The organism is Caballeronia sordidicola (genome assembly GCF_000729995.1).
GTDB lineage: Bacteria > Pseudomonadota > Gammaproteobacteria > Burkholderiales > Burkholderiaceae > Caballeronia > Caballeronia sordidicola_A.
Window position 1 is genome coordinate 1 of record NZ_JNFG01000060.1, and the last position, 19,555, is coordinate 19,555.

Annotated in this window: 12 protein-coding genes; 7 read left to right on the top strand and 5 right to left on the bottom strand. The window is 62.3% G+C overall.

The genetic code is table 11. The features are described 5' to 3' along the window. The first annotated feature begins 790 nt into the window (after positions 1-790). From folC to FH08_RS0132760, 5 genes are all read left to right on the top strand, one after another. Entirely contained in the window at positions 791-2,113 is a 1,323-nt protein-coding gene (folC, locus tag FH08_RS0132740; protein WP_031362415.1) for a bifunctional tetrahydrofolate synthase/dihydrofolate synthase, read from the top strand. Between the two features lie 35 nt (positions 2,114-2,148). After that, a complete protein-coding gene (locus FH08_RS0132745) occupies positions 2,149-3,045 on the top strand; it encodes an SPOR domain-containing protein (protein WP_031362416.1) in 897 nt (298 codons plus the stop codon). Between the two features lie 6 nt (positions 3,046-3,051). Then, positions 3,052-3,588, top strand: coding sequence for a CvpA family protein (locus FH08_RS0132750; RefSeq protein WP_051888715.1), 537 nt, complete (start codon positions 3,052-3,054; stop codon positions 3,586-3,588). 150 nt (positions 3,589-3,738) lie between these two features. Beyond that, positions 3,739-5,286, top strand: coding sequence for an amidophosphoribosyltransferase (gene purF, locus FH08_RS0132755; protein WP_031362418.1), 1,548 nt, complete (start codon positions 3,739-3,741; stop codon positions 5,284-5,286). Positions 5,287-5,561: 275 nt separating this feature from the next. After that, the gene (locus tag FH08_RS0132760; protein ID WP_031362419.1) at positions 5,562-6,752 is read left to right on the top strand and encodes an O-succinylhomoserine sulfhydrylase; all 1,191 of its coding nucleotides are present in this window, start codon (positions 5,562-5,564) and stop codon (positions 6,750-6,752) included. 129 nt (positions 6,753-6,881) lie between these two features. Here the strand turns inward: FH08_RS0132760 and FH08_RS0132765 are convergent, their stop codons facing one another. After that, positions 6,882-7,223: an FKBP-type peptidyl-prolyl cis-trans isomerase gene (locus FH08_RS0132765; protein ID WP_031362420.1), complete on the bottom strand. Its 342-nt coding sequence runs from the start codon at positions 7,221-7,223 to the stop codon at positions 6,882-6,884. 254 nt (positions 7,224-7,477) lie between these two features. Between FH08_RS0132765 and FH08_RS0132770 the strand changes: the two genes are divergently transcribed. Continuing rightward, positions 7,478-8,632 (top strand): HAMP domain-containing sensor histidine kinase, encoded by a 1,155-nt coding sequence (locus FH08_RS0132770; RefSeq protein WP_326928993.1) that lies wholly within the window; start codon positions 7,478-7,480, stop codon positions 8,630-8,632. Between the two features lie 61 nt (positions 8,633-8,693). Beyond that, the gene (locus FH08_RS0132775; protein WP_031362422.1) at positions 8,694-10,121 is read left to right on the top strand and encodes a hemolysin family protein; all 1,428 of its coding nucleotides are present in this window, start codon (positions 8,694-8,696) and stop codon (positions 10,119-10,121) included. A gap of 40 nt (positions 10,122-10,161) precedes the next feature. Here the strand turns inward: FH08_RS0132775 and treY are convergent, their stop codons facing one another. The 4 genes from treY to glgX all read right to left on the bottom strand — a co-directional run. Next, the gene (gene treY / locus FH08_RS0132780) at positions 10,162-13,101 is read right to left on the bottom strand and encodes a malto-oligosyltrehalose synthase (RefSeq protein ID WP_031362423.1); all 2,940 of its coding nucleotides are present in this window, start codon (positions 13,099-13,101) and stop codon (positions 10,162-10,164) included. Positions 13,102-13,105: 4 nt separating this feature from the next. Next, positions 13,106-15,325 carry a 4-alpha-glucanotransferase gene (gene malQ / locus FH08_RS0132785; protein WP_200878821.1) on the bottom strand — a complete coding sequence of 740 codons (2,220 nt, stop codon included), beginning with the start codon at positions 15,323-15,325 and terminating at the stop codon, positions 13,106-13,108. Then, positions 15,322-17,199, bottom strand: coding sequence for a malto-oligosyltrehalose trehalohydrolase (treZ, locus tag FH08_RS0132790; protein WP_031362425.1), 1,878 nt, complete (start codon positions 17,197-17,199; stop codon positions 15,322-15,324). Before treZ ends, malQ begins: the two co-directional genes overlap by 4 nt. A gap of 114 nt (positions 17,200-17,313) precedes the next feature. Next, the coding region (glgX, locus tag FH08_RS0132795) for a glycogen debranching protein GlgX (RefSeq protein ID WP_051888716.1) at positions 17,314-19,555 on the bottom strand (2,242 nt) is incomplete at its 5' end.

Below are 19,555 nucleotides of genomic sequence, written 5' to 3' on the forward strand. Positions count from 1 at the left end.
TTCTTTGTCCAAAGCGACCAAGAAACGAAGCAAAGAAAGAGCTTTCAAAACGAGGGCTCGTAAGTTGACCTAGCGTGCAGTTTCCGCGTTTTTGGCACCCCAAAAGCACGGTGCTCGCCAGAACCACGGATGTGTGAACCCCTCCTTCTCGCGAATTCTTACACGCACACGCTTCGCCCCGTACGCTCTCGGGCAAGCACTATTGCCAAGGACCAGCACGGCTTCACGCGTTCTGAACGCCTCGTTTCTTGGTCGGTTAGCTGTTTGATTGGCGCGGCTATTGGTGGGTATGGCTTCATGCATCTTTGCGGCCGTGTTTCGAGGTGGGTTGGCGACGTGGTTCGACGTGCGTACAAATTTGGTGGTCGGTTGCTCGCGGATAGCGCGGGGTGCACCTTGGGCAGGTTCAGTCACTGGTGGCGAAGCGTGTGGGTATCCGTGTTCGGAGAAAGAGGGTTTCACACATCCGTGGTTCTGGCGAGCACCGTGCTTTTGGGGTGCCAAAAACGCGGAAACTGCACGCTAGGTCAACTTATGAGCCCTCGTTCTGAAAGCGTTTTCTTTGCTTCGTTTCTTTGTCGCTTTGGACAAAGAAATGACGTGCCGCCACGCACAGTGGCTAATAGTGATAAAGAGAAAAGCCAACTCAAGCAGGCCACTAACGCCGAAAGCACCAACCCGGCAATGACCCCGACCGCTAACGCCAGAACCTAGCACCCCGGCCTCAAACCCAACCAGAAACCCCAAAAGTACCAACCAGCATCAACCCCCTAAGCCCGACACCCCATCCATGGCGACTTCACCGTTCACCTTCCCCACCCTCGATGCGTGGCTGACCCATCTGGAATCAGCGCATCCAGTCGGCATCGACATGGGCCTGACACGCATCAGCCAAGTACGCGATGCGCTCGAGCTGAAGTTCACGTGCCCCGTGATTACCGTCGGCGGAACCAACGGCAAAGGCTCGACCTGCGCGATCATCGAAACCATTCTGGTTCGCGCGGGGTATCGCGTCGGCTGTCATACGTCACCGCATCTGCTCGAATTCAATGAACGTGCCCGGCTGAACGGCGTCGACGCCACGGACGACGACCTGCTCGAGCACTTCGAAGCCGTCGAGCAGGCGCGCATGAGCCTGGCCGAACCGGTCTCGCTGACGTACTTCGAATTCACCACGCTGGCGATCATGCGGCTGTTCGCAACGCGTAACCTCGACGCGGTGATTCTCGAAGTGGGCTTGGGCGGGCGCCTGGACGCCGTCAATATCATCGATACCGATTGCGCGATCGTCACTAGCATCGATATCGACCATACGGAATATCTCGGCGACACCCGCGAGAAAATCGGCTTCGAGAAAGCCGGGATTTTCCGCCCGGATACCCCCGCGATTTGCGGCGATCCCTCGCCGCCGCAGTCGCTGATCGACCACGCTGCCGCTATCGGCGCGGATCTGTGGCTGGTCGGCCGCGATTTCCGCTACGAAGCGCAAGGTGGCAACGAGCGCCAGCAATGGAGTTATATCGGCCGCACACAACGGCGCTCGGCGCTCGCTTACCCGGCTTTGCGCGGCGCGAATCAGCTGATCAATACATCGGCGGCGCTGGCCGCGCTCGAAGCGCTGCGTGAGCGCATTCCGGTGTCCGCGCAGGATATCCGGCTGGGACTCGCGAACGTTGAGTTGCCGGGACGTTTCCAGGTCGTGCCCGGCAAGCCGCAAGTGATACTCGATGTTGCCCACAACCCCCACGCCGCCGCCGTTTTAGCTCAGAATCTCGGCAACATGGGCTTTTTCCCTTACACGTACGCAGTCTTCGGCGCGATGGGCGACAAGGACATCGCCGGGGTCGTCGAGCATCTGAAGGGCGAGATCGATCACTGGAACGTGACGGCCCTGCCGACCCCGCGCGGCGCTTCTTCGGCGATGCTGGAAAGCGTTTTACGCGATGCCGGCGTCAACGATAGTAGTGACAGCAGCGTTACACAATTCAACAATCCGGCCGACGCTTTTCAAGATGCGTTAAAGCGAGCGTCCGAAAATGATAGAATTTTGGTTTTCGGCAGTTTCCATACGGTGGCCGGTGTAATGGCTTACCGTAAATCGCAGCGTCATTGAACGGACGGCCGGCCAGCCTCTCGCACAAGCCAACCATGTCCTTTTTCTCGTTCGGCAAGAAAGACGACGCGCCCTCGGGTCGCGACGAATATTCCGACTCCCCGCGCGGCTCGCGCCAGACCGCGCGTACCGAACGCCGGACGCGCCGCAGCGACCGTCCTGAAGCCGACGCAATGATGCTCGACCCCACCCTGCCCGAAAAGCAGCGTGCGCGGCGGCGTCTAGTCGGCGCGCTCGCGCTGGTCGCGGCGGCGGTGATCATCCTGCCCATGGTGCTGGATTCGCATCCGAAGCCCGTCACCGACGACATCTCCATCGATATCCCCGCACGCCCTGCCGCGCCTTTGCCCAAGACGAGTCACAACGACGCGACGGATGGCGGCGCGGTTGATTCGTCGGCGGATACGCAAGCCGGCGTAGCGCCTGACAGTCCTGCAGCGGCTCCGGATAATGCAGCGGCAGTGGCTTCAAAGCCCGACTCGAAGGCGGCTTCAAAACCCGATTCGAAGCAAACCTCTAAACCCGCAGACACGCAAGCGCAAGCCAAGGCCGCGACGCCGCCGCCGGAAGCCAAGCCGGTGACACCACCGCCCGCAGCAATGGCCGCCAAACCGCCAGTGGACGCGCCTGCACCCGCTACCGCAGCCACCCCGAAACCGAACACGCCGGCCTCCCCGGCGGGAAGCCGTTTTGTGGTCCAGATCGGTACCTTCGATGACGACACCGCAGCTCAAAACTGGGTGACCAAGTTGAAGGCGTCTGGAGTGCCCGCATATATCGAACATAGGAAACAGGCTGACGGCACGACTCGCACGTTGTTGCGAGCCGGACCGTTCGCTGACCGGGCGGCTGCATCGGCGGCGCTGGTCAAGGTTCGGCAGGCGGGACTGGGCGGCGGCAGTGGCACCAGTAATAACGCGTCGGCGAACTAGCTGTAGATGTTTACGAGTTTCGACTACGCGGTGATGGCCGTGATCGGCCTCTCCGCGCTGCGCGGCATGTGGCGGGGCCTCTTGGCCGAAGTGTTCGGCCTGATCGGCTGGATCGCGGCACTGCTGATCGCGGGGCGGTTTGTTAGTTTGGTCGTGCCTTACATTCCGGCGCACTGGCCGGGCGGGGCGCTGACCCAGTGGCTGATTGCATTCTTGCTGATTGTCGCGGGTGTGCTGGTGGTATCGAGCGTGGCTGGCGCATTGTTGACGCGCGTGACCGAAGTGGTCGGGCTGCGCGGCATCGACCGGTCGCTTGGACTTTTGTTCGGCCTCGTGAGAGGGGCCATTCTGGTAGTGATCCTGGTCGCCCTCGCGGGCTTGACCGAACTGCCGCAACACGATTTCTGGCGTAACGCGTTGTTCCGGCCCGCGGCCGAACAAGGCGTGCGAGAACTGAAACCGCTGCTTCCCGATACGCTCGCCGCGTACCTGCGCACCACGCCGGACGGCCCGCAAGATCCGCCCGCCACGCCTGCGCAATGACGTCCTGGCCCGCTACCCGAGAACCTTGCTACGGCTCGGCGCAACACCCTGCAGTCTGATCACCCCGCAAGGGGCCGCCTGCATTCGTTGCACCGATACGCCTTTTGGACCCGCTTTCAGACCCGTTTCGACTCTTTGAAGGACCATGCCATGTGCGGCATCGTAGGCGTAGTTTCCCAGACTCCCGTTAACCAGTTGATTTATGACAGCTTGCTGCTCCTGCAGCATCGCGGGCAGGACGCGGCTGGCATCGCGACGGCTGACGGCAATAACTTCCACATGCATAAAGCCAATGGCATGGTGCGCGACGTGTTCCGCACGCGCAACATGCGCAGCCTGCCGGGCAATGTTGGTATTGGCCAGGTGCGGTATCCGACGGCCGGGTCGGCATCGAGCGAGGAAGAAGCCCAGCCGTTCTACGTGAACGCGCCTTTCGGCATCATCCTCGCCCACAACGGCAACCTGACGAACTGGCCACAGTTGAAGGAAGAGATGTTCCGGATCGATCGCCGGCACATCAACACCGCGTCTGACACTGAAGTCCTGCTCAACGTCTTCGCCCACGAACTGCAGTTGTCCAGCTCCGGCCTGGAACTCGATCCGGCCGCGCTGTTCAAGGCGGTGAGCGGTGTGCATCGGCGAGTGAAGGGTTCCTATGCGATCGTTTCGCTGATCGCAGGTTACGGACTCGTGGCTTTCCGCGATCCGTTCGGCATCCGTCCGCTGGTCCTCGGCAAGCAGGAAACCGCGACGGGCGTGGAATGGATGGTGGCGTCGGAATCGGTGGCGGTTGAAGGTATCGGCTTCGAGTTCGTGCGGGATGTTGAGCCGGGCGAAGCCATTTTCATCGATAACGACGGCAACCTGCACAGCCAGCAATGTGCCGAGAACCCGAGCCTGAACCCCTGCATCTTCGAACTCGTGTATCTCGCACGTCCCGATTCGTGCCTCGACGGCGTGCCGGTCTACAACGCGCGCCTGCGCATGGGCGATTACCTCGCCGAGAAGATCAAGCGCGTGCTGCCAGACGTGCCTATCGACGTGGTGATGCCTATTCCCGATTCATCGCGTCCCGCCGCCATGCAAGTGGCCGCGAAGCTGGGCGTGGAGTATCGCGAAGGGTTCTTCAAGAATCGCTATGTTGGCCGCACCTTCATCATGCCGGGCCAGGCTGTGCGCAAGAAGTCGGTACGCCAGAAGCTGAACGCCATGGCGATCGAGTTCAAGGGCAAGAACGTGCTGATCGTCGATGACTCCATCGTTCGCGGTACGACATCGCATGAAATCGTGCAGATGGCGCGCGATGCAGGCGCCGCGAAGGTGATTTTCGCGTCCGCTGCGCCGCCGGTGAAGTTCCCGAACGTATATGGCATCGACATGCCCACGCGCGGCGAACTGGTCGCCCATGGCCGCACCGATGACGAAGTGGCGCGCATGATCGGCGCGGATCATCTGGTGTATCAGGATGTGGCCGATCTGAAGCAGGCGATTCGCGACATCAATCCGGCGCTGCGTGAATTCGATGCTTCGTGCTTCGATGGCAACTACATCACGGGCGACATCGACTCGGCGTATCTGGATCGGCTGGAGACGGCGCGTCTTGCACCGCAAGCGCAGTCGGATCGCGATGCCGCGAGTGAAGCCATGGATGGCGGCATGTCGCGTTCGCAGTTGCACTTGCAGTTGTCGGTGGAATGACCGCGCAAGGAAACGCGTGATAGGATTGGGTTTGCGTCGATTTGAGATCAGCTTGCGGACGCGGGTTTTGATGAACGGGCCAGATGTCTAGCCTGAGTCGGAACCCGAAACAGCTAAAGCGAACCGGTGGGAATGTGGACCACGCACCGGCGACGCTACAGGCTTTTCCGCACCGAGCCCGCTCATGCTGACGCAGAGGCGGGCTTTTTTGCGTCCCGGTTTTCTGGCCGGGTCACCATGAATAGAAGTGAATGGAAAGAATGGAAGACACGAACATGGACGAAAACCTCAACTTCGATACGCTCGCCGTCCGCGCGGGAACGCTGCGTAGTGACTTCAACGAGCACTCGGAAGCGATTTTCCTGACGTCGAGCTTTGTGTTCAAGAGCGCCGCGCATGCCGCGGAGAGCTTCAAGAACTCCGAAGAGGCTTACACGTACTCGCGCTTCACGAACCCGACCGTCGCGATGTTCCAGAACCGCCTGGCGGCACTGGAAGGCGGCGAGGCGTGCATGGCGACGGCGTCAGGCATGGCCGCGATCATGTCGGTGGTGATGTGCTCGATGCAGCAGGGCGACCATCTGGTCAGTTCGAAGAGTTTGTTCGGATCGACGATCGGGGTGTTCTCGCAGATCTTCACGAAGTTCGGGATCACGACCACATTCGTCGATGCCACCAATCTGGATGAATGGCGAGCCGCTGTACGTCCTGAGACCAAGATGTTTTTCCTGGAGACGCCGTCGAATCCGCTGACCGAGATCGCGGACATCGAGGCGATCGGGAAGATTTCGAAGGAAGTGGGCGCGTTGTTTGTCGTCGATAACTGTTTCTGTAGCCCGGCGCTGCAGCAGCCGCTGAAGCTGGGCGCGGATGTCGTGATGCATTCGGCGACCAAGTTCCTCGATGGTCAGGGGCGCGTGCTTGGTGGGGCGCTGGTCGGCTCCAAGCAGTTCATCATGGAGAAGGTGTTTCCGTTCGTGCGCAGCGCAGGGCCGACGTTGTCCGCGTTTAATGCATGGGTGTTGCTGAAGGGGATGGAGACGCTGTCGCTGCGGGTGGAGAAGCAGTCGGCGAATGCGCTGGAAATCGCCCGCTGGCTGGAGACGCATCCGGCCATCGAGCGCGTGTTTTATCCGGGGCTGGAGTCACATCCCCAATACGCGATTGCGAAGAAGCAGCAGAAGGCGGGTGGGGCGATCGTGTCGTTCGAGCTGAAGGGCGAGACGCGTGAAGAGCAGCGTGCGAATGCGTGGCGCGTGATTGACGCTGTCAAGATCTGCTCGATCACCGGCAATCTTGGGGATACGCGCACGACCATTACCCATCCATCGACGACAACGCACGGACGGTTGACGCCCGAGGTGCGTGAGGCAGCAGGGATTCGCGAGGGATTGATCCGGCTGGCGGTGGGGCTGGAAAATGCCGGGGATATCCGCGGGGATCTGGAGCGTGGGTTAAACGGGTAATTCCGGTTGCACAGGGCGGAGTACCAGATTGGCTTAGCAATCGGCCAACCCGGCGCTCTCGCCCAATCGCACCGCCGGTTCACCCGAAATCCCGGGTGAAAACGAAGAACCCGCCAGCACGAACGAACCTTAAACTTCCAGCAATTCCACTTCAAATACCAGCGTCGCATTCGGCGGAATCACCCCGCCGGCGCCGCGCACGCCGTAACCCAGTTGCGGCGGGATGGTCAGCTTGCGCTTGCCGCCGACCTTCATCCCCTGCACGCCTTCGTCCCAGCCCTTGATGACCATGCCGCCGCCGAGTACAAACGCGAACGGATCGTTACGGTCGTGGCTGGAATCGAACTTCTGGCCGTCCGTGAGCCAGCCCGTGTAATGCACGCTCACCGACTTGCCGGCAACGGCGTCAGCGCCTTCGCCCACCGTCAAATCTTCATACTTGAGCCCTGAGTCGGTCGTCACGATCGCCATGTAACACTCCTTGTAAAAGCCGGCACCGCCAGCTGGATCTAAAACCGGTATTGTAGGGCTTTCGGGTGGCATCGTTACACTCGGCGAAGCGTGCACGAGGTTTGCTGCATGCTTCGTCCGATATCTCGAAAATAGGAAGGGAGGGGCGGCCAGCCCCAAGGAGAAGGCCCGGAAGCACTCCCCTATAACGGCCAGTCATCTCGATAAGACCGGGCAAGATACTCGCATTCATCAACGCTCAAGGATTTCCCATCGTGACAACGTCTTTCTCCGGCACGGTCGACACGGGGCGCGCTGCCCGTCCTGAAGCACCGGTCGCCGGCACGGACGGCGTGCTCGTGCTGGATACCGCGCAGCGCTGTCTGTCGGCCGATACCGTTCTCGCCCATCTGTTCGATCTCGACCCTCACGCGTTCGTTGGCCGCGCTCTCGCCGATACCGCTCTACCCAAACCCCTGATCGCCGTGCTCGCCGACGTTGCCGACGCCGCGTTTGCCGCCGGCAGCGTGCGGCGCGCGCGGGTATCCATTGATGAGGGCGAAGGTGCGCGATCGAGGTCGCTTTCGTTCGCCATCCTCGCGCTGCCCGGCGGCACTGGCCAAGCCGATACCGTGTCGCTGATCGTTTCGCCGTGCAGCCCCGGAACATCGGCGCAAGCCGTTGCCGAAACAGATGAGCGCACCGCGCATTTGCGTGCCGAAGCAGCGTTGTTCATGCGCGATCACGTGCTTGGGGTCGTATCGCATGATCTGCGTGGTCCCTTGAACGCCATCCATAGCTGGGGTTACGTGCTGGAGCGCAAGGTCGATACCGCCGATGCCGCCGCCCAACGCGCGCTCGGCGGGATTCGCTCCGGCGTGGAACAGCAGGTGAAGCTGATCGAGCAATTCATCGATACCACCCGTGCGGAGACCAAGACGCTCTCGCTCGACCGTGCGCCGCTTGCGTTGCGGCACTTGATGGAACAGAGCGCATTGGAGGCACGCGCGAGTCTGGCGAGCGCGCGGCAGGTGACGCTGCACGTCGAATCCGAGTTGGTGGAAGAGCAGATCAGCGCCGACAGTGAACGTCTCACCCAGGCGCTCTGGCTGATGTTTGCGTTCGCCACCGAGGCGAGCGCGGCGGGATCGAAGGTGGTGTTGAACGGGCTGGTGGAGGGCGGCGCGTTCAGCGCGGTCGTCACGTTCACGGCATCGCAGAAAGCGCTTTTGGATCCTGACGTTCCGCATGTGCTTGAAGCGTTTGCCCGCACTCAGGCGACGTCGCCACGGGAAGCCGCGCGTATTGCGTGGGTGCTTGCCCTGTGCAAGCGTGTGGCTGAAGCGCACGGCGGGACTTTCGAACACGACGATTTCGCCGATGGCGCCGCCGTTGCGCTCACGTTTCGCGTACCGTTGAGCGTCACCTGATTTAACTTTCGGTCAGCTTGCACCTCTATACTGGCGGTTTCATTTCGTGGAGCAGGTTGCTTTGAATCAGGTTGTCGCGCTAATTGGTGCCTTGTTGCTCGTCGCGTTGAACGGGTTTTTCGTCGCGGCCGAGTTCGGACTCGTCAAGCTGCGCGCCACGCGCGTTCAGGCAATCGCACGGTCGAACGGTTTGCCCGGCCGTTTGTTGGCCAAAGTCCACGGCAAGCTCGACGCGTATTTGTCTGCCTGTCAGCTCGGCATCACGCTGGCGTCGCTCGGGCTTGGCTGGCTGGGCGAACCGGCGTTCGCTCAATTGCTGCATCCGTTGTTCGCGCTTGCCGGTATCGAATCGGTGAAGCTGATCGATGCCGTCTCGCTGTTCTTCGCGTTCTCCTGCATTTCGTTCCTGCATATTGTGGTGGGTGAGCTTGCGCCGAAATCGTGGGCGATCCGGCGCGCCGAACAGGTGGGCCTGTGGGTCGCCATGCCGCTCTACGGTTTTTACTGGGCAATGTATCCGTTCATCTGGGTGCTGAATTCGAGCGCGAATTTCGTGTTGCGATTGTTCGGGCTTGGAGCGGAGCACGGCGGCGATGCTCACTATTCCACCGATGAACTCAAGCTGATCCTGCGCGGCCGGCGCCTGAGCGGGGCATCGACGGCTGCTTTGCCTGATGTAATCGGGGCGGCGGGGTCTGCCGGATCTTCCGGGTCTGCCGGGTCTTCCTATAACGCGGATGAGTGGAACACCATCGCCCATTCGCTCGATTTCAGCCGCATGACGGTCTCAGACCTGATGCGCCCGAACCACGAGATGGTGGGCCTGCGCAACGACGTGCCCATGCGCGACAACATGCAGGTGATCGCGCGGCATCGCTTCAGCCGCTATCCCCTTTTCGCCGATGCCTCCAGCGAACACGTGCTCGGCATGATCCACCTGAAGGACTTGCTGCTCGCACGCAATGGCGCCGGGCGCGGCCTGCTGCAAGGGCTGACACGGCAGGACACAAAGCAGGATGAACTGGCCAGGCATGTGCGGCCGGTGCAGTACGTGGCGGGCAATCTATCGGCGCTTGAACTGTTCCGCCGCTTTCGCAAGGGCGCGCCGCACTTTGCGCTGGTTGGACGCAAGGGGCAGAAGCCAATAGGCTTTCTAACGCTCGATAACCTGCTGGGCGCGCTGGTCGGCCAGATTCATGACGAGTTTCGTCAAGGCGACGCGGACTGGTCACGCATGGACGATGGCACGCTGATGGGCAAGGGCAGCTTGCCGGTGGTGTCGCTGGAACGGGCGCTAGGGATTGATATCGATGAAGGTCAGGCGGAATCGGTCGGCGGGCTCGTGATCAATGCGCTGGGTGATCTGCCGAGCGAAGGCCAGCGGATCGGCTTCGATCGTTTTGATATCGTGGTGAAGAAGATGAACGGGCCAAGGATCGTGCTGGTGCGCGTGTATCCGCATGAAGAGGTGGCGCAGGAGGCGGAGTGAATTTCTCACTTCGCCACTGCGGTTGCGGCCTCCGATCGGCTTAAACCCGCGGCACCCCTTCCTCCATCAGCAACGCGACCGGCATCGACGCCAGCGCGTCTCGCATGAACAAGCGTTGTCCATCCGATTTCGGCGCGTTTGGGCTCAGCCAGTCGAACAACGCACGTGTAGCCAGCGCTTCCGGCAGAACGACTGCTGTATCACCCCAATGAGCGGCATCGACCAGCGGCAGGCCGGTATCGCTCTCACTCCCGGCCAGCAGCGAGTCGGCCAGCCGCGTCGCGATCACCACCGCGTACGCGCTGCCCGCATGCCGCGCGAAGGCAATCACGCTGCCCGCGTGCGCGCCTTCCACCTTCAGCGGGACATAAGCACCCTTCTCGAATAGCGAATGCGCGTGCGCGCGCAACGCCAGCGCTCGCCGCACAATGCCCAACTTCACCCGCCCATCGCGCCAGTTCTTCAATTGCTCCGATGGCGCCCCTTCAGCCTCGCCTTCACTTAACCACGCGCGCCGTTGCTCGAAGTCAACCGGGCGGCGGTTGTCAGGATCGACGAGGCTGAAATCCCATAGTTCGGTCCCCTGATAAAGATCCGGCACGCCCGGCGATGTCAGCCGCAACAACGTCTGCTGGAAACTATTGATCGCGCCGGTCCGCGCGACACGCTCGACGAATGCCGGCAACTCGCCGAGAAAACCATCGCGGCGCTGGGGCGCGAGGATATCGAAGAGAAAATCGCGGCATGCGTTCTCATAGGCTTCGTCGGGCGCGAACCAACTCGTGCGTAACTTGGCTTCACGCAACGCCTTCAACTGCCACGCGCTCACGCGTTCAGCGAGCTCCTTCACGCCGTCCGGGTCGTCGGGGGAGAGCGTCGGCGGCCAGCAGCCGACGAGCGTCTGATACAGCATGGCTTCGGCGGCAGCACCGGGCGCCCAGTCGTGTTCATCGCCGTTAGGTGCATTAGGCGCTCGCCGATGCGGCGTGTTCAACGTCGACCAGCTTCGCAACGTCGCGGCCCATTCATCGGGAATCTCGCTCAACCCGGCGATCCGCGCGCGCACGTCTTCGCCGCGTTTGTGATCGTGCGTCGCGGTGTTGAGCATCGCGTTCGGAAAGCGTTTCGCGCGTTCGAGATTACCCGCATGGAACGCATCGACCGACAACGAAAATTCGCCCGGATCGGCGCCCACTTCGTTGCGCGAGATCAGCCGGCCGTATCTATAACACGCGGTATCTTCAATTGCCTTGGCGGCCACCGGCGAAGTTAGTTGGGAGAACAGAGTTTGTGCGTTGCGTCGATGTGAACCGCTGGAGTTCGACCCCGCGCTGTTCGCTTGCAGATTCTGATTGGGCGCGCTGGCGGACTGGCGATCGCGGTCCCGATCCCGGCCGCGATCGAGAATACGCTCACGTTCACGCGGTTTTTCTTCGACCGCATCGTCGCCACCCGGACCGCCGAGCCACTGCGCGATTTGATCGAGGATGACAAAATCGGCAGGCGCCAAGGCGGCCTTAGCGCCTTGATAAGCTTGCGAGAAAAAGCGTTCGTCTTCTTCGCTGCGCTGACCGCCGACGGGATAGATCCGGTACACCGGAAAGTGCACCACGAGTTCAGCCACGACCCGGCGCAGCGATGAAAACGTGAAGTCGCGCGTGACGGGGGTATCGCGCGCGATCCGATGCAACGCTCGCGCCACGCGGTCAAGTTCGGCGGATAAGTTTTCGGCCAGGATCTTGCGCCGCGCCGCATCGGCTTCCACGGCAAAGTCCGCCGGACGTCCAGACAATTCGGCCCAGCTTTTTGCCAGCGGTTCGGCGCCGCGCGGGTCGTGCAGCAACGCGCCGACGTCATTCATGAAGTCGTAGCCGGTAGTGCCGTCGATACGCCAGTCATCACGCACGGGTTCTCCCCGCGCAAGGATTTTTTCGACGACGAAATACGTGCGGCCCTGCTTCAGTTCTTCCGGCCGATGTTCCGCGAGTTCTTCCAGCCGCGTACGCAAGCGCTGGCAATATTCACGCGGTTCGGCGAGGCCATCGACGTGATCGATTCGCACGCCGTCGATCAGCCCTTCGGTAAACAACCGGAAAATCAGCGCATGCGATGCCTCGAATACTTCGGGGCGCTCGACGCGCATGCCGCCGAGCGTGCTGACGTCGAAGAAACGCCGCCAGTTCACTTCGTCGGCGGCGGTGCGCCACCACGCGAGCCGATAATGCTGGCGCTCCAGCAGCCGATGCAAACGGTCGCGGCAGACGGGGTTATCGCCGGAATGCGCTTGCACGGCGGTGTCGATCGCGCGCTTACCCTCGGCCGTCGCTGCGTACTCTTTCAAAGCCGCCCGCGCTTCGTCGGCGCGCGGCTGGTCGCCGGGTTGCGTGGACAAACCCGTGAAGCGCTGCGCCATTTCTGGCGCGTGGTCCTGCAACACCGACGTGTAGTCGAGCGGACTCACCGGAAACGTGTGGGCGTAGTACTCGATCTTGAAGCGGCCTGCGTCGGCGTCGAAGACGAGCTTGATCTTGCCGCCCTGCAATTCCTCGCCATACGCCGCGCCCAGGAACGGCGCTAAAACTTTGCCGCGCAACGCAGGATCGGGCGAATGCCAGTCGATGTCGAAATAGCGCGCATGCGCCGCGTGGCGTCCCCATTCGAGGATATCCATCCACCAGAGGTTTTCCGACCCGCCCACGCCCATGTGGTTCGGCACCACGTCCACGATCACGCCCATCTGATGCGCACGCAGCTTTTCGACGAAGCGCTTCAACCCTTCCTCACCGCCGAGTTCCGGATTGACACGGGTGTAATCCACAGTGTCGTAGCCGTGTGTCGAGCCGCTGGTCGCTGTCGTGATCGGCGATAAATACGCGTGGCTGATTCCAAGCGCGGCCATGTAGTCGACCTGGCGCGCGGCGTCATCGAAGGTGAAATCCTTGTGTAGCTGCAGCCGGAGCGTGGAGCGTGGAACGGTCATGGTCTCAGTCGGTGGGTGAAACGTTATGCGTGGCCGCCTTCGTCTGGACGGATTTTTTCCGGGCCTGATCAACAGCAAGCAGGCGGTCGACGAAAGCATCGTCGTCAAAGAGTTCGGATACGGGTACAGCCATTCTTCGGCGCCAGTTCGGATGCTCGTCGATTGAACCCGGCAGGTTCGGCATCTCGGCGAGCGCGAGCAAATCTTCCAGCGGGTAAATCGCGAGCGGCGCGGGCGTGGACGCCACGAACGCGAGCGCTTCGTCTACCGGTGCGGTTTGCGGCGAGATATCGGCGGCTACAGGGATATCGGGCGCGGTGACACCGGCTTCCTGGAAGGCAGACCACAGCAATTTACGATCCTCGCCACGCTCCACCTGGGCCACTTCGACCGGATCCTGCCCGTCGGCGCGCGCGGCGGTCTGGCCGATCTTCGAGCGCCACACGATGTCCTCGCCGATCCACCAGCCGGTGACCGTCGGCAGGTCGTGCGTGGTGGTGGTCGCGGCCACGCCGTGATCCCAGTCGGCGGGGGCCTTGAAGCCCGGGCCTTTTTCCGCGCGTTCGAACCAGAGCACACGGATGCCGAGCAGGCCGTGTTCCTGCAAGCGTTCGCGAAAGCCCGGCGGAACCGTGCCGAGATCCTCGCCGATCACGATGGCTTTATGCCGCCACGACTCGAGCGCGATCAGCCGCAGCAGGTCGTCGAGCGGATAACGCAGGTACGCGCCGTTCTTTGCGCTTTCGCCGTCGGGCACGAGCCACAGACGCCGCAAGCCGAGGATGTGATCGATTCGGATACCGCCCGCGAGCGTGAACGCGGCACGCAGCATATCGATGAATGCTGAGAACCCCTGCGTGCGCATGGCGCGGGGTGAAAACGTGGTGAGGCCCCACGATTGCCCGGCCTGGTTGAACAGGTCAGGCGGCGCGCCAACGGACACGCCTTGCAGCATTTCATCGCGATACGACCAGGCGTGGCTGCCCGCGCTGTCGCAGCCCACGGCCAGATCGGCTATCAGGCCGATCGCCATGCCCGAGTCGCGTGCGACGTGCTGCGCATGCGACAAGCCCTTGGCCGCGAGCCATTGCGCGAAGAGGAAAAAATCGACCTCGTCCTGATGCGCGGCGGCGAATTCCGCAACCGCCGCGCTGCGCGGATCGCGAAGTTCACCCGCCCAGTTGCGCCAGTGGCCTTCGTTGGCTTCCTTCAATTGCGCCGCCTGAAGGGCTTCGAAACGCGCGTGGTCTTCAAGCGCTCGTCCGCCGCGTTTCACGAAGCGGACGAAATCCTGGTGCAGCGTATTGCTGTCCTTGTCGTGTTCGTTGAACTGCGCAAACAACGCGCGCAGCACGGCCAGTTTTGCCGTCATCACGCGCGGCCAGTCGATCAGCTGAAGTGTTTCGAGTTCGGCGAATTCATCGGCGACACCGGCCGTTTTTATCGCGGCTTGCGCCGCTTCCACGCCCAGCACCGCGGCCGGATCAATATGCGCGATGTTCAGGAACAGCCGCGATGAAGGCGAGTACGGGCTGAACTTATTCGGCTCCGCGCTGAACATGGCGTGCATCGGGCTGATCGCGATTGCGTGGCCGCCGCGCTGCGCGCTTTCCGACGCAAGTGTCGCGAGTGCGGAGAAGTCGCCCACGCCGCCGTCGCCGACGCGCCGCAAACCGTATACCTGCGCGGCCACGCCCCACATCGGCGGGGTTGCCTGTGAGTCGGGCTGGAGCGCGCGCCAAGCGTCGTCGACGGTGTAGCAGCGCGCGGGCGCCACTGCGAGCGTCGTGCGCTGCTCATTGATCACGAGCGTGTGATAACCCGGCTCGGAGATTGGCGAGAGCAAGGCGGTAGCCCCTTTAGGCGACGTGAACCGCCCATCGATGACCGCGCCGCTTTCCAGTTCGATCCGATACCGCGCGCCGGTTTTCACGGCCGCCATCGGCAGCGAAATGGCGCGGTCGATCTCCGCGGTCATCAACGGCGGCAACTTGCGTCCGGACAATTCGGCGTCGAGCGCCGCTGCGCTCTGCTTGAGTTGCGTGACATTGCCGCACGGCAGGCCGAGGCGTTCCAGCAGCACTTTCAGCGTCTCTTCCGGCACGCGCTGGATCTGCTTGTGCGCGTCCTGCCACTCGACCTCGAAACCGGCCTTGGTAGCGAGCGCCTCGATAGCGGTGGGAGTTTTATCCGGCGTAGCCGGGGTATTGATGGTCGTGCTCACGAGGTTTTCCCCGAAGCTTTGACGCGGCGAGCGTCATGATTGAACGCGGCTACGGCGAAATCGCCCGTCAGCCACGCGATAAAAGTCTCTGCACCCAGTTCGCCGCGATCCGCTGCGTCGCGGGCCCGAGCCGGCGTTTCGAAGACGACCTTGCCCGGCGGATGGCCGGTGAGTTGAACGGCTTGCTTGCCCAGGTTGAGCGCGACCGAATAGGTGCTGCCATCGCCGAGCCTCCAGTTCGCCAGCACCGCTTTCTCTCCGATCACCTTGGCGCCGAGCGCCTTCGCATTTTTCAGGTGCGGCATCAGCAGCTTCGTGCGCACCGCCAGCGCCGAGCGATAGAAATGCAGCCAGTCCATGTGATCGGCGGGTCGCTTGCTTTCCTCGGGCGACGACATCCTGAACGTCTCGACGGCGTTCGGATCGGGAATCTGCGCACGACGCGTTTCGTCGGTGAACGCGGAGAACTTCGCAAATTCTCGGCGACGCCCTTCGCGCACGGCATCGGCGAGCTCGTCGTGATAGTCGGTGAAGAACAGGAATGGCTGCGTGGAACCGTACTGCTCTTCCATGAACAGCATCGGGATTTGCGGTGAGAGAAGCATCAGGCCGGTTGCGGCGTAGAGCGCGTCTTCACTGCACAACGAACGCAAACGGTCGCCCATTGCACGGTTGCCGACCTGATCGTGGTTCTGTAAAAACATCACGAAAGCGGTGGGCGGCAAGTGAGCGCTCGGTTCGCCGCGCGGCTTGCCGTCGTGGATGGGCGAGGGCTCGCCCTGGTACACAAAACCCTCGCCGAGCACCCGCGCAAGCTTCTGGATCGGCTGGTCGCTGTACGCGCCGTAGTAGCTCTCGTCCTCAGCTGTCAGCAGGACATGCAGCGTGTTGTGCGAGTCGTCGCTCCATTGCGCGTTGAAATGCGATTCGAGCAGGTTCGACGTGTTGTTCTCGTTCTCCAACACAAGATGCACGTGCCGCTGTGGTTCTATCGACGAACGCACGCGTTCCGACAGTTCGCGCAACCATTCGTCATCGTTGATGGCGTGGACGGCGTCCAGGCGCAGGCCATCGAAGCGATATTCCTTCAGCCAGTACAGCGCGTTGTCGAAGAAAAAGTCGCGCACTTGCGGACGTTCGAAATCGATCGCCGGACCCCACGGCGTATTCACGCCTTCGCGGAAGAACGACTTGGCGTAGGCGCTCAGATAGTTGCCGTCCGGTCCGAAGTGGTTATAGACCACGTCGAGGAAGACCATGAGGCCTAAGCCGTGCGCGGTGTCGATCAGCGTCTTCAGTTCATCGGGCGTGCCGTAGGCCGAATCGGGCGCATAGGGCAGCACGCCGTCGTAACCCCAATTTCGGCTGCCGCTGAAGTCGTTGAGCGGCATCAGTTCGATGGCCGTCACGCCGAGGTGCGCGAATTCCTTCAGGCGGCGCGTCACGCCGGCATAACCGCCCAGCGCGCCCACGTGCACTTCGTAAAGCACGGTTTCTTCCCACGGCCGGCCGTGCCAATTGGTATTTTCCCATCGATACGCACGCGCATCGATCACTTCGCTCGGGCCATGGACGTCGTCGGGCTGGAAACGCGAGACCGGATCCGGCACCGCCAGATCCGCACTGATCCGATACCGGTAACGCGTGCCCGCGCCGCCTTCGGCACGTGCTTCGAACCAGCCGTCGCCGGCGGGGGTCATGTCGATTAGCGTGGGGGCCGCACTCTCTCCATTGGGGTAGAGCTCAAGTTGCACCGTCTTCAGCGACGGTGCCCAGAAGCGATAGCGGGCGTGTCCGGCATCAGTGAGATGGGCGCCGAAGGGCAGGCAATAGGCATGGTGACGCTTGTGCGGATCGATTGGGGTTTCGGACATGATGTGTGTGCCTTCAGTGCGCTTGGTCAGATACTTGGCTTGGAGCCTGCCCGGCGTTTTTGCATGACGTCGTGGTGCCGCATTCAAGCCATCTTCGAGCCGTCTTCGAGCCGTTCAATTTTGCTCCTTTGCGGGCGGCGCGTGCTGTGGCACGGGCGCCTTCCAGGGTTCCGCTGTCCGTCGCGGTCCGATGGTGCCCGGGTCCGGCGGCAACGCAGTCAAGAGGCGCGGTCCCTCGTGGGCGCCGGCCATCCAGACGGCCTGCCAGTCGGCGTCGCCAGTCGGTTGCGCGAGCAGGACGACCACGCTGTGCGCCTGTACCTCCAGTTCCCCGCCGATCAGCGGGCACTGCAATGCGTCGGGCACAGCGCTATCCATTAGCACATTCCATTCCAAGTGCGGGGCGGGAGCGGTGAAGTTCAGCGCTTGCGACGATCCGTTCATCATGATCAGCATGACGTCGACTTCGCCGTTCAGACCGGGCCCCGCGCGACGCAGCGTCAGCGCACGGCCTTCGGGGTCCTGCCACGCGTCGATCGTCAGCGCCGCGCCGCTTTCGTCGAACCAGCTGACGTCGTAGAGACCCGGCAGCACTTCGCGATCGCCATGGAGGAAGCGCATTTCCCGCAACAGCGGGTAGTTTTTGCGCAGCGCGATCACGCGGGAGACGAAGTCCGTCATCGTGCGGCCATCGGGCGATTCCGCCTGGCGCCAGTCGATCCACGAAATCTCGTTGTCCTGGCAATACGCGTTGTTATTGCCGTGTTGCGTGCGGCCAAATTCGTCGCCGCCGAGCAGCATGGGCGTGCCGAGCGACAGCAGGTTCGTCGCGATCAGCGCGCGTGCCACGCGGCCGCGGGTTTCGAGGATCTCGGGGTCATCGGTCGGGCCTTCCACGCCCCAGTTGGCGCTGCAGTTTTCGTTGTGGCCGTCGTTGTTGCCTTCCTTGTTTACTTCGTTGTGTTTCTGCTCGTAGGACGTCACGTCGCGAATCGTGAAGCCGTCATGCGAGGCGACAAAATTCACCGATGCCCAGGGCTTCCTCATGCGCCGGTGAAACAGCTCGGCGGAGCCGGTGAGACGCGCGGCGAGATCGGGTCGCACGCCGGCGTCGCCGCGCCAGAAGCGGCGGACGCCGTCGCGGTATTTATCGTTCCATTCCGCGAATCCCGGCGGATGATTGCCGACCTGATAACCGTCCGGACCGATGTCCCAGGGTTCGGAAATCATCTTGCGAGTGTTAAGGATCGGGTCCTGGCGGATGGCGTCGAAGAAACCGGAGCCGGGGTCGAAGCCGTGGCCTTCGCGGCCCAGCGTCACGCCGAGATCGAAACGGAAGCCATCGACGTTGAAGGCTGTCGCCCAGTAGCGCAGCGAGTCCATGACCATTTGCAGGACGCGTGGATGCGACAGGTTCACCGTATTGCCGCAACCGGTTTCGTTGATGTATCGCCGTTCATCGCCGGGAATCAGGCGGTAGTAGCTGGCGTTGTCGAGGCCGCGCCATGACACCGTCGGCCCGAGTTCGTTGCCTTCGCACGTGTGGTTGTAGACCACGTCGAGAATCACTTCGATACCCGCTGCATGGAGTCGGCGCACGGCGATGCGCATTTCGTTCAGCCGGTTAGTCGACAGGTATGACGGTTCGGGTGCGAAGAACGCTGCGGTGTTGTAGCCCCAGTAGTTCTTGAGGCTGCGTTCGACGAGGAAGCGGTCGTTGAGGAACGCGTGGACGGGCAGGAATTCGACGGCGGTGATACCCAGTTTCTGCAGGTGTTCGATGAACCACGGCGACGACAGCGCCGCGAACGAACCGCGTTCGTGCTGGCGGATGTCCTGGCGCAGCATGGAGGTGCCGCGGACGTGTGTTTCGTAGATGACGGTTTCGCCCCAGGGGACGTTCGGACGCGTGTCGCGGGACCAGTCGAAGGCATCGTCGGTGACGACGCATTTGGGGGTGGCGGGGGCTGAATCGCGGCGGTCCATGGAGAGGTCGAGGCGGTTCGAATGCACGCGATAACCGAAGAGTGCGTCGGACCAGCGCCAAGGGCCGACGAGCTTTTTCGCGTAGGGGTCGAGGAGCAGTTTGTGCGGGTTGAAGCGATGGCCGTGTTGAGGCTGGTACGGGCCGTGGGCGCGAAAGCCGTAGACCGTGCCGGGGTGTGCGCCGGGGAGGTAGCCGTGCCAGATTTCATCGGTGCATTCGGGTAGCTCGAAGCGGGCGAGCTCCTTGCGGCCAGTGGTATCGAAGAGACAGACTTCGATTTTTTGTGCGTTCGCTGAGAACACTGCAAAGTTGACGCCTAAACCGTCCCAGTTGGCTCCGAGCGGGTATGCCGCGCCCGGGAGTAACTTG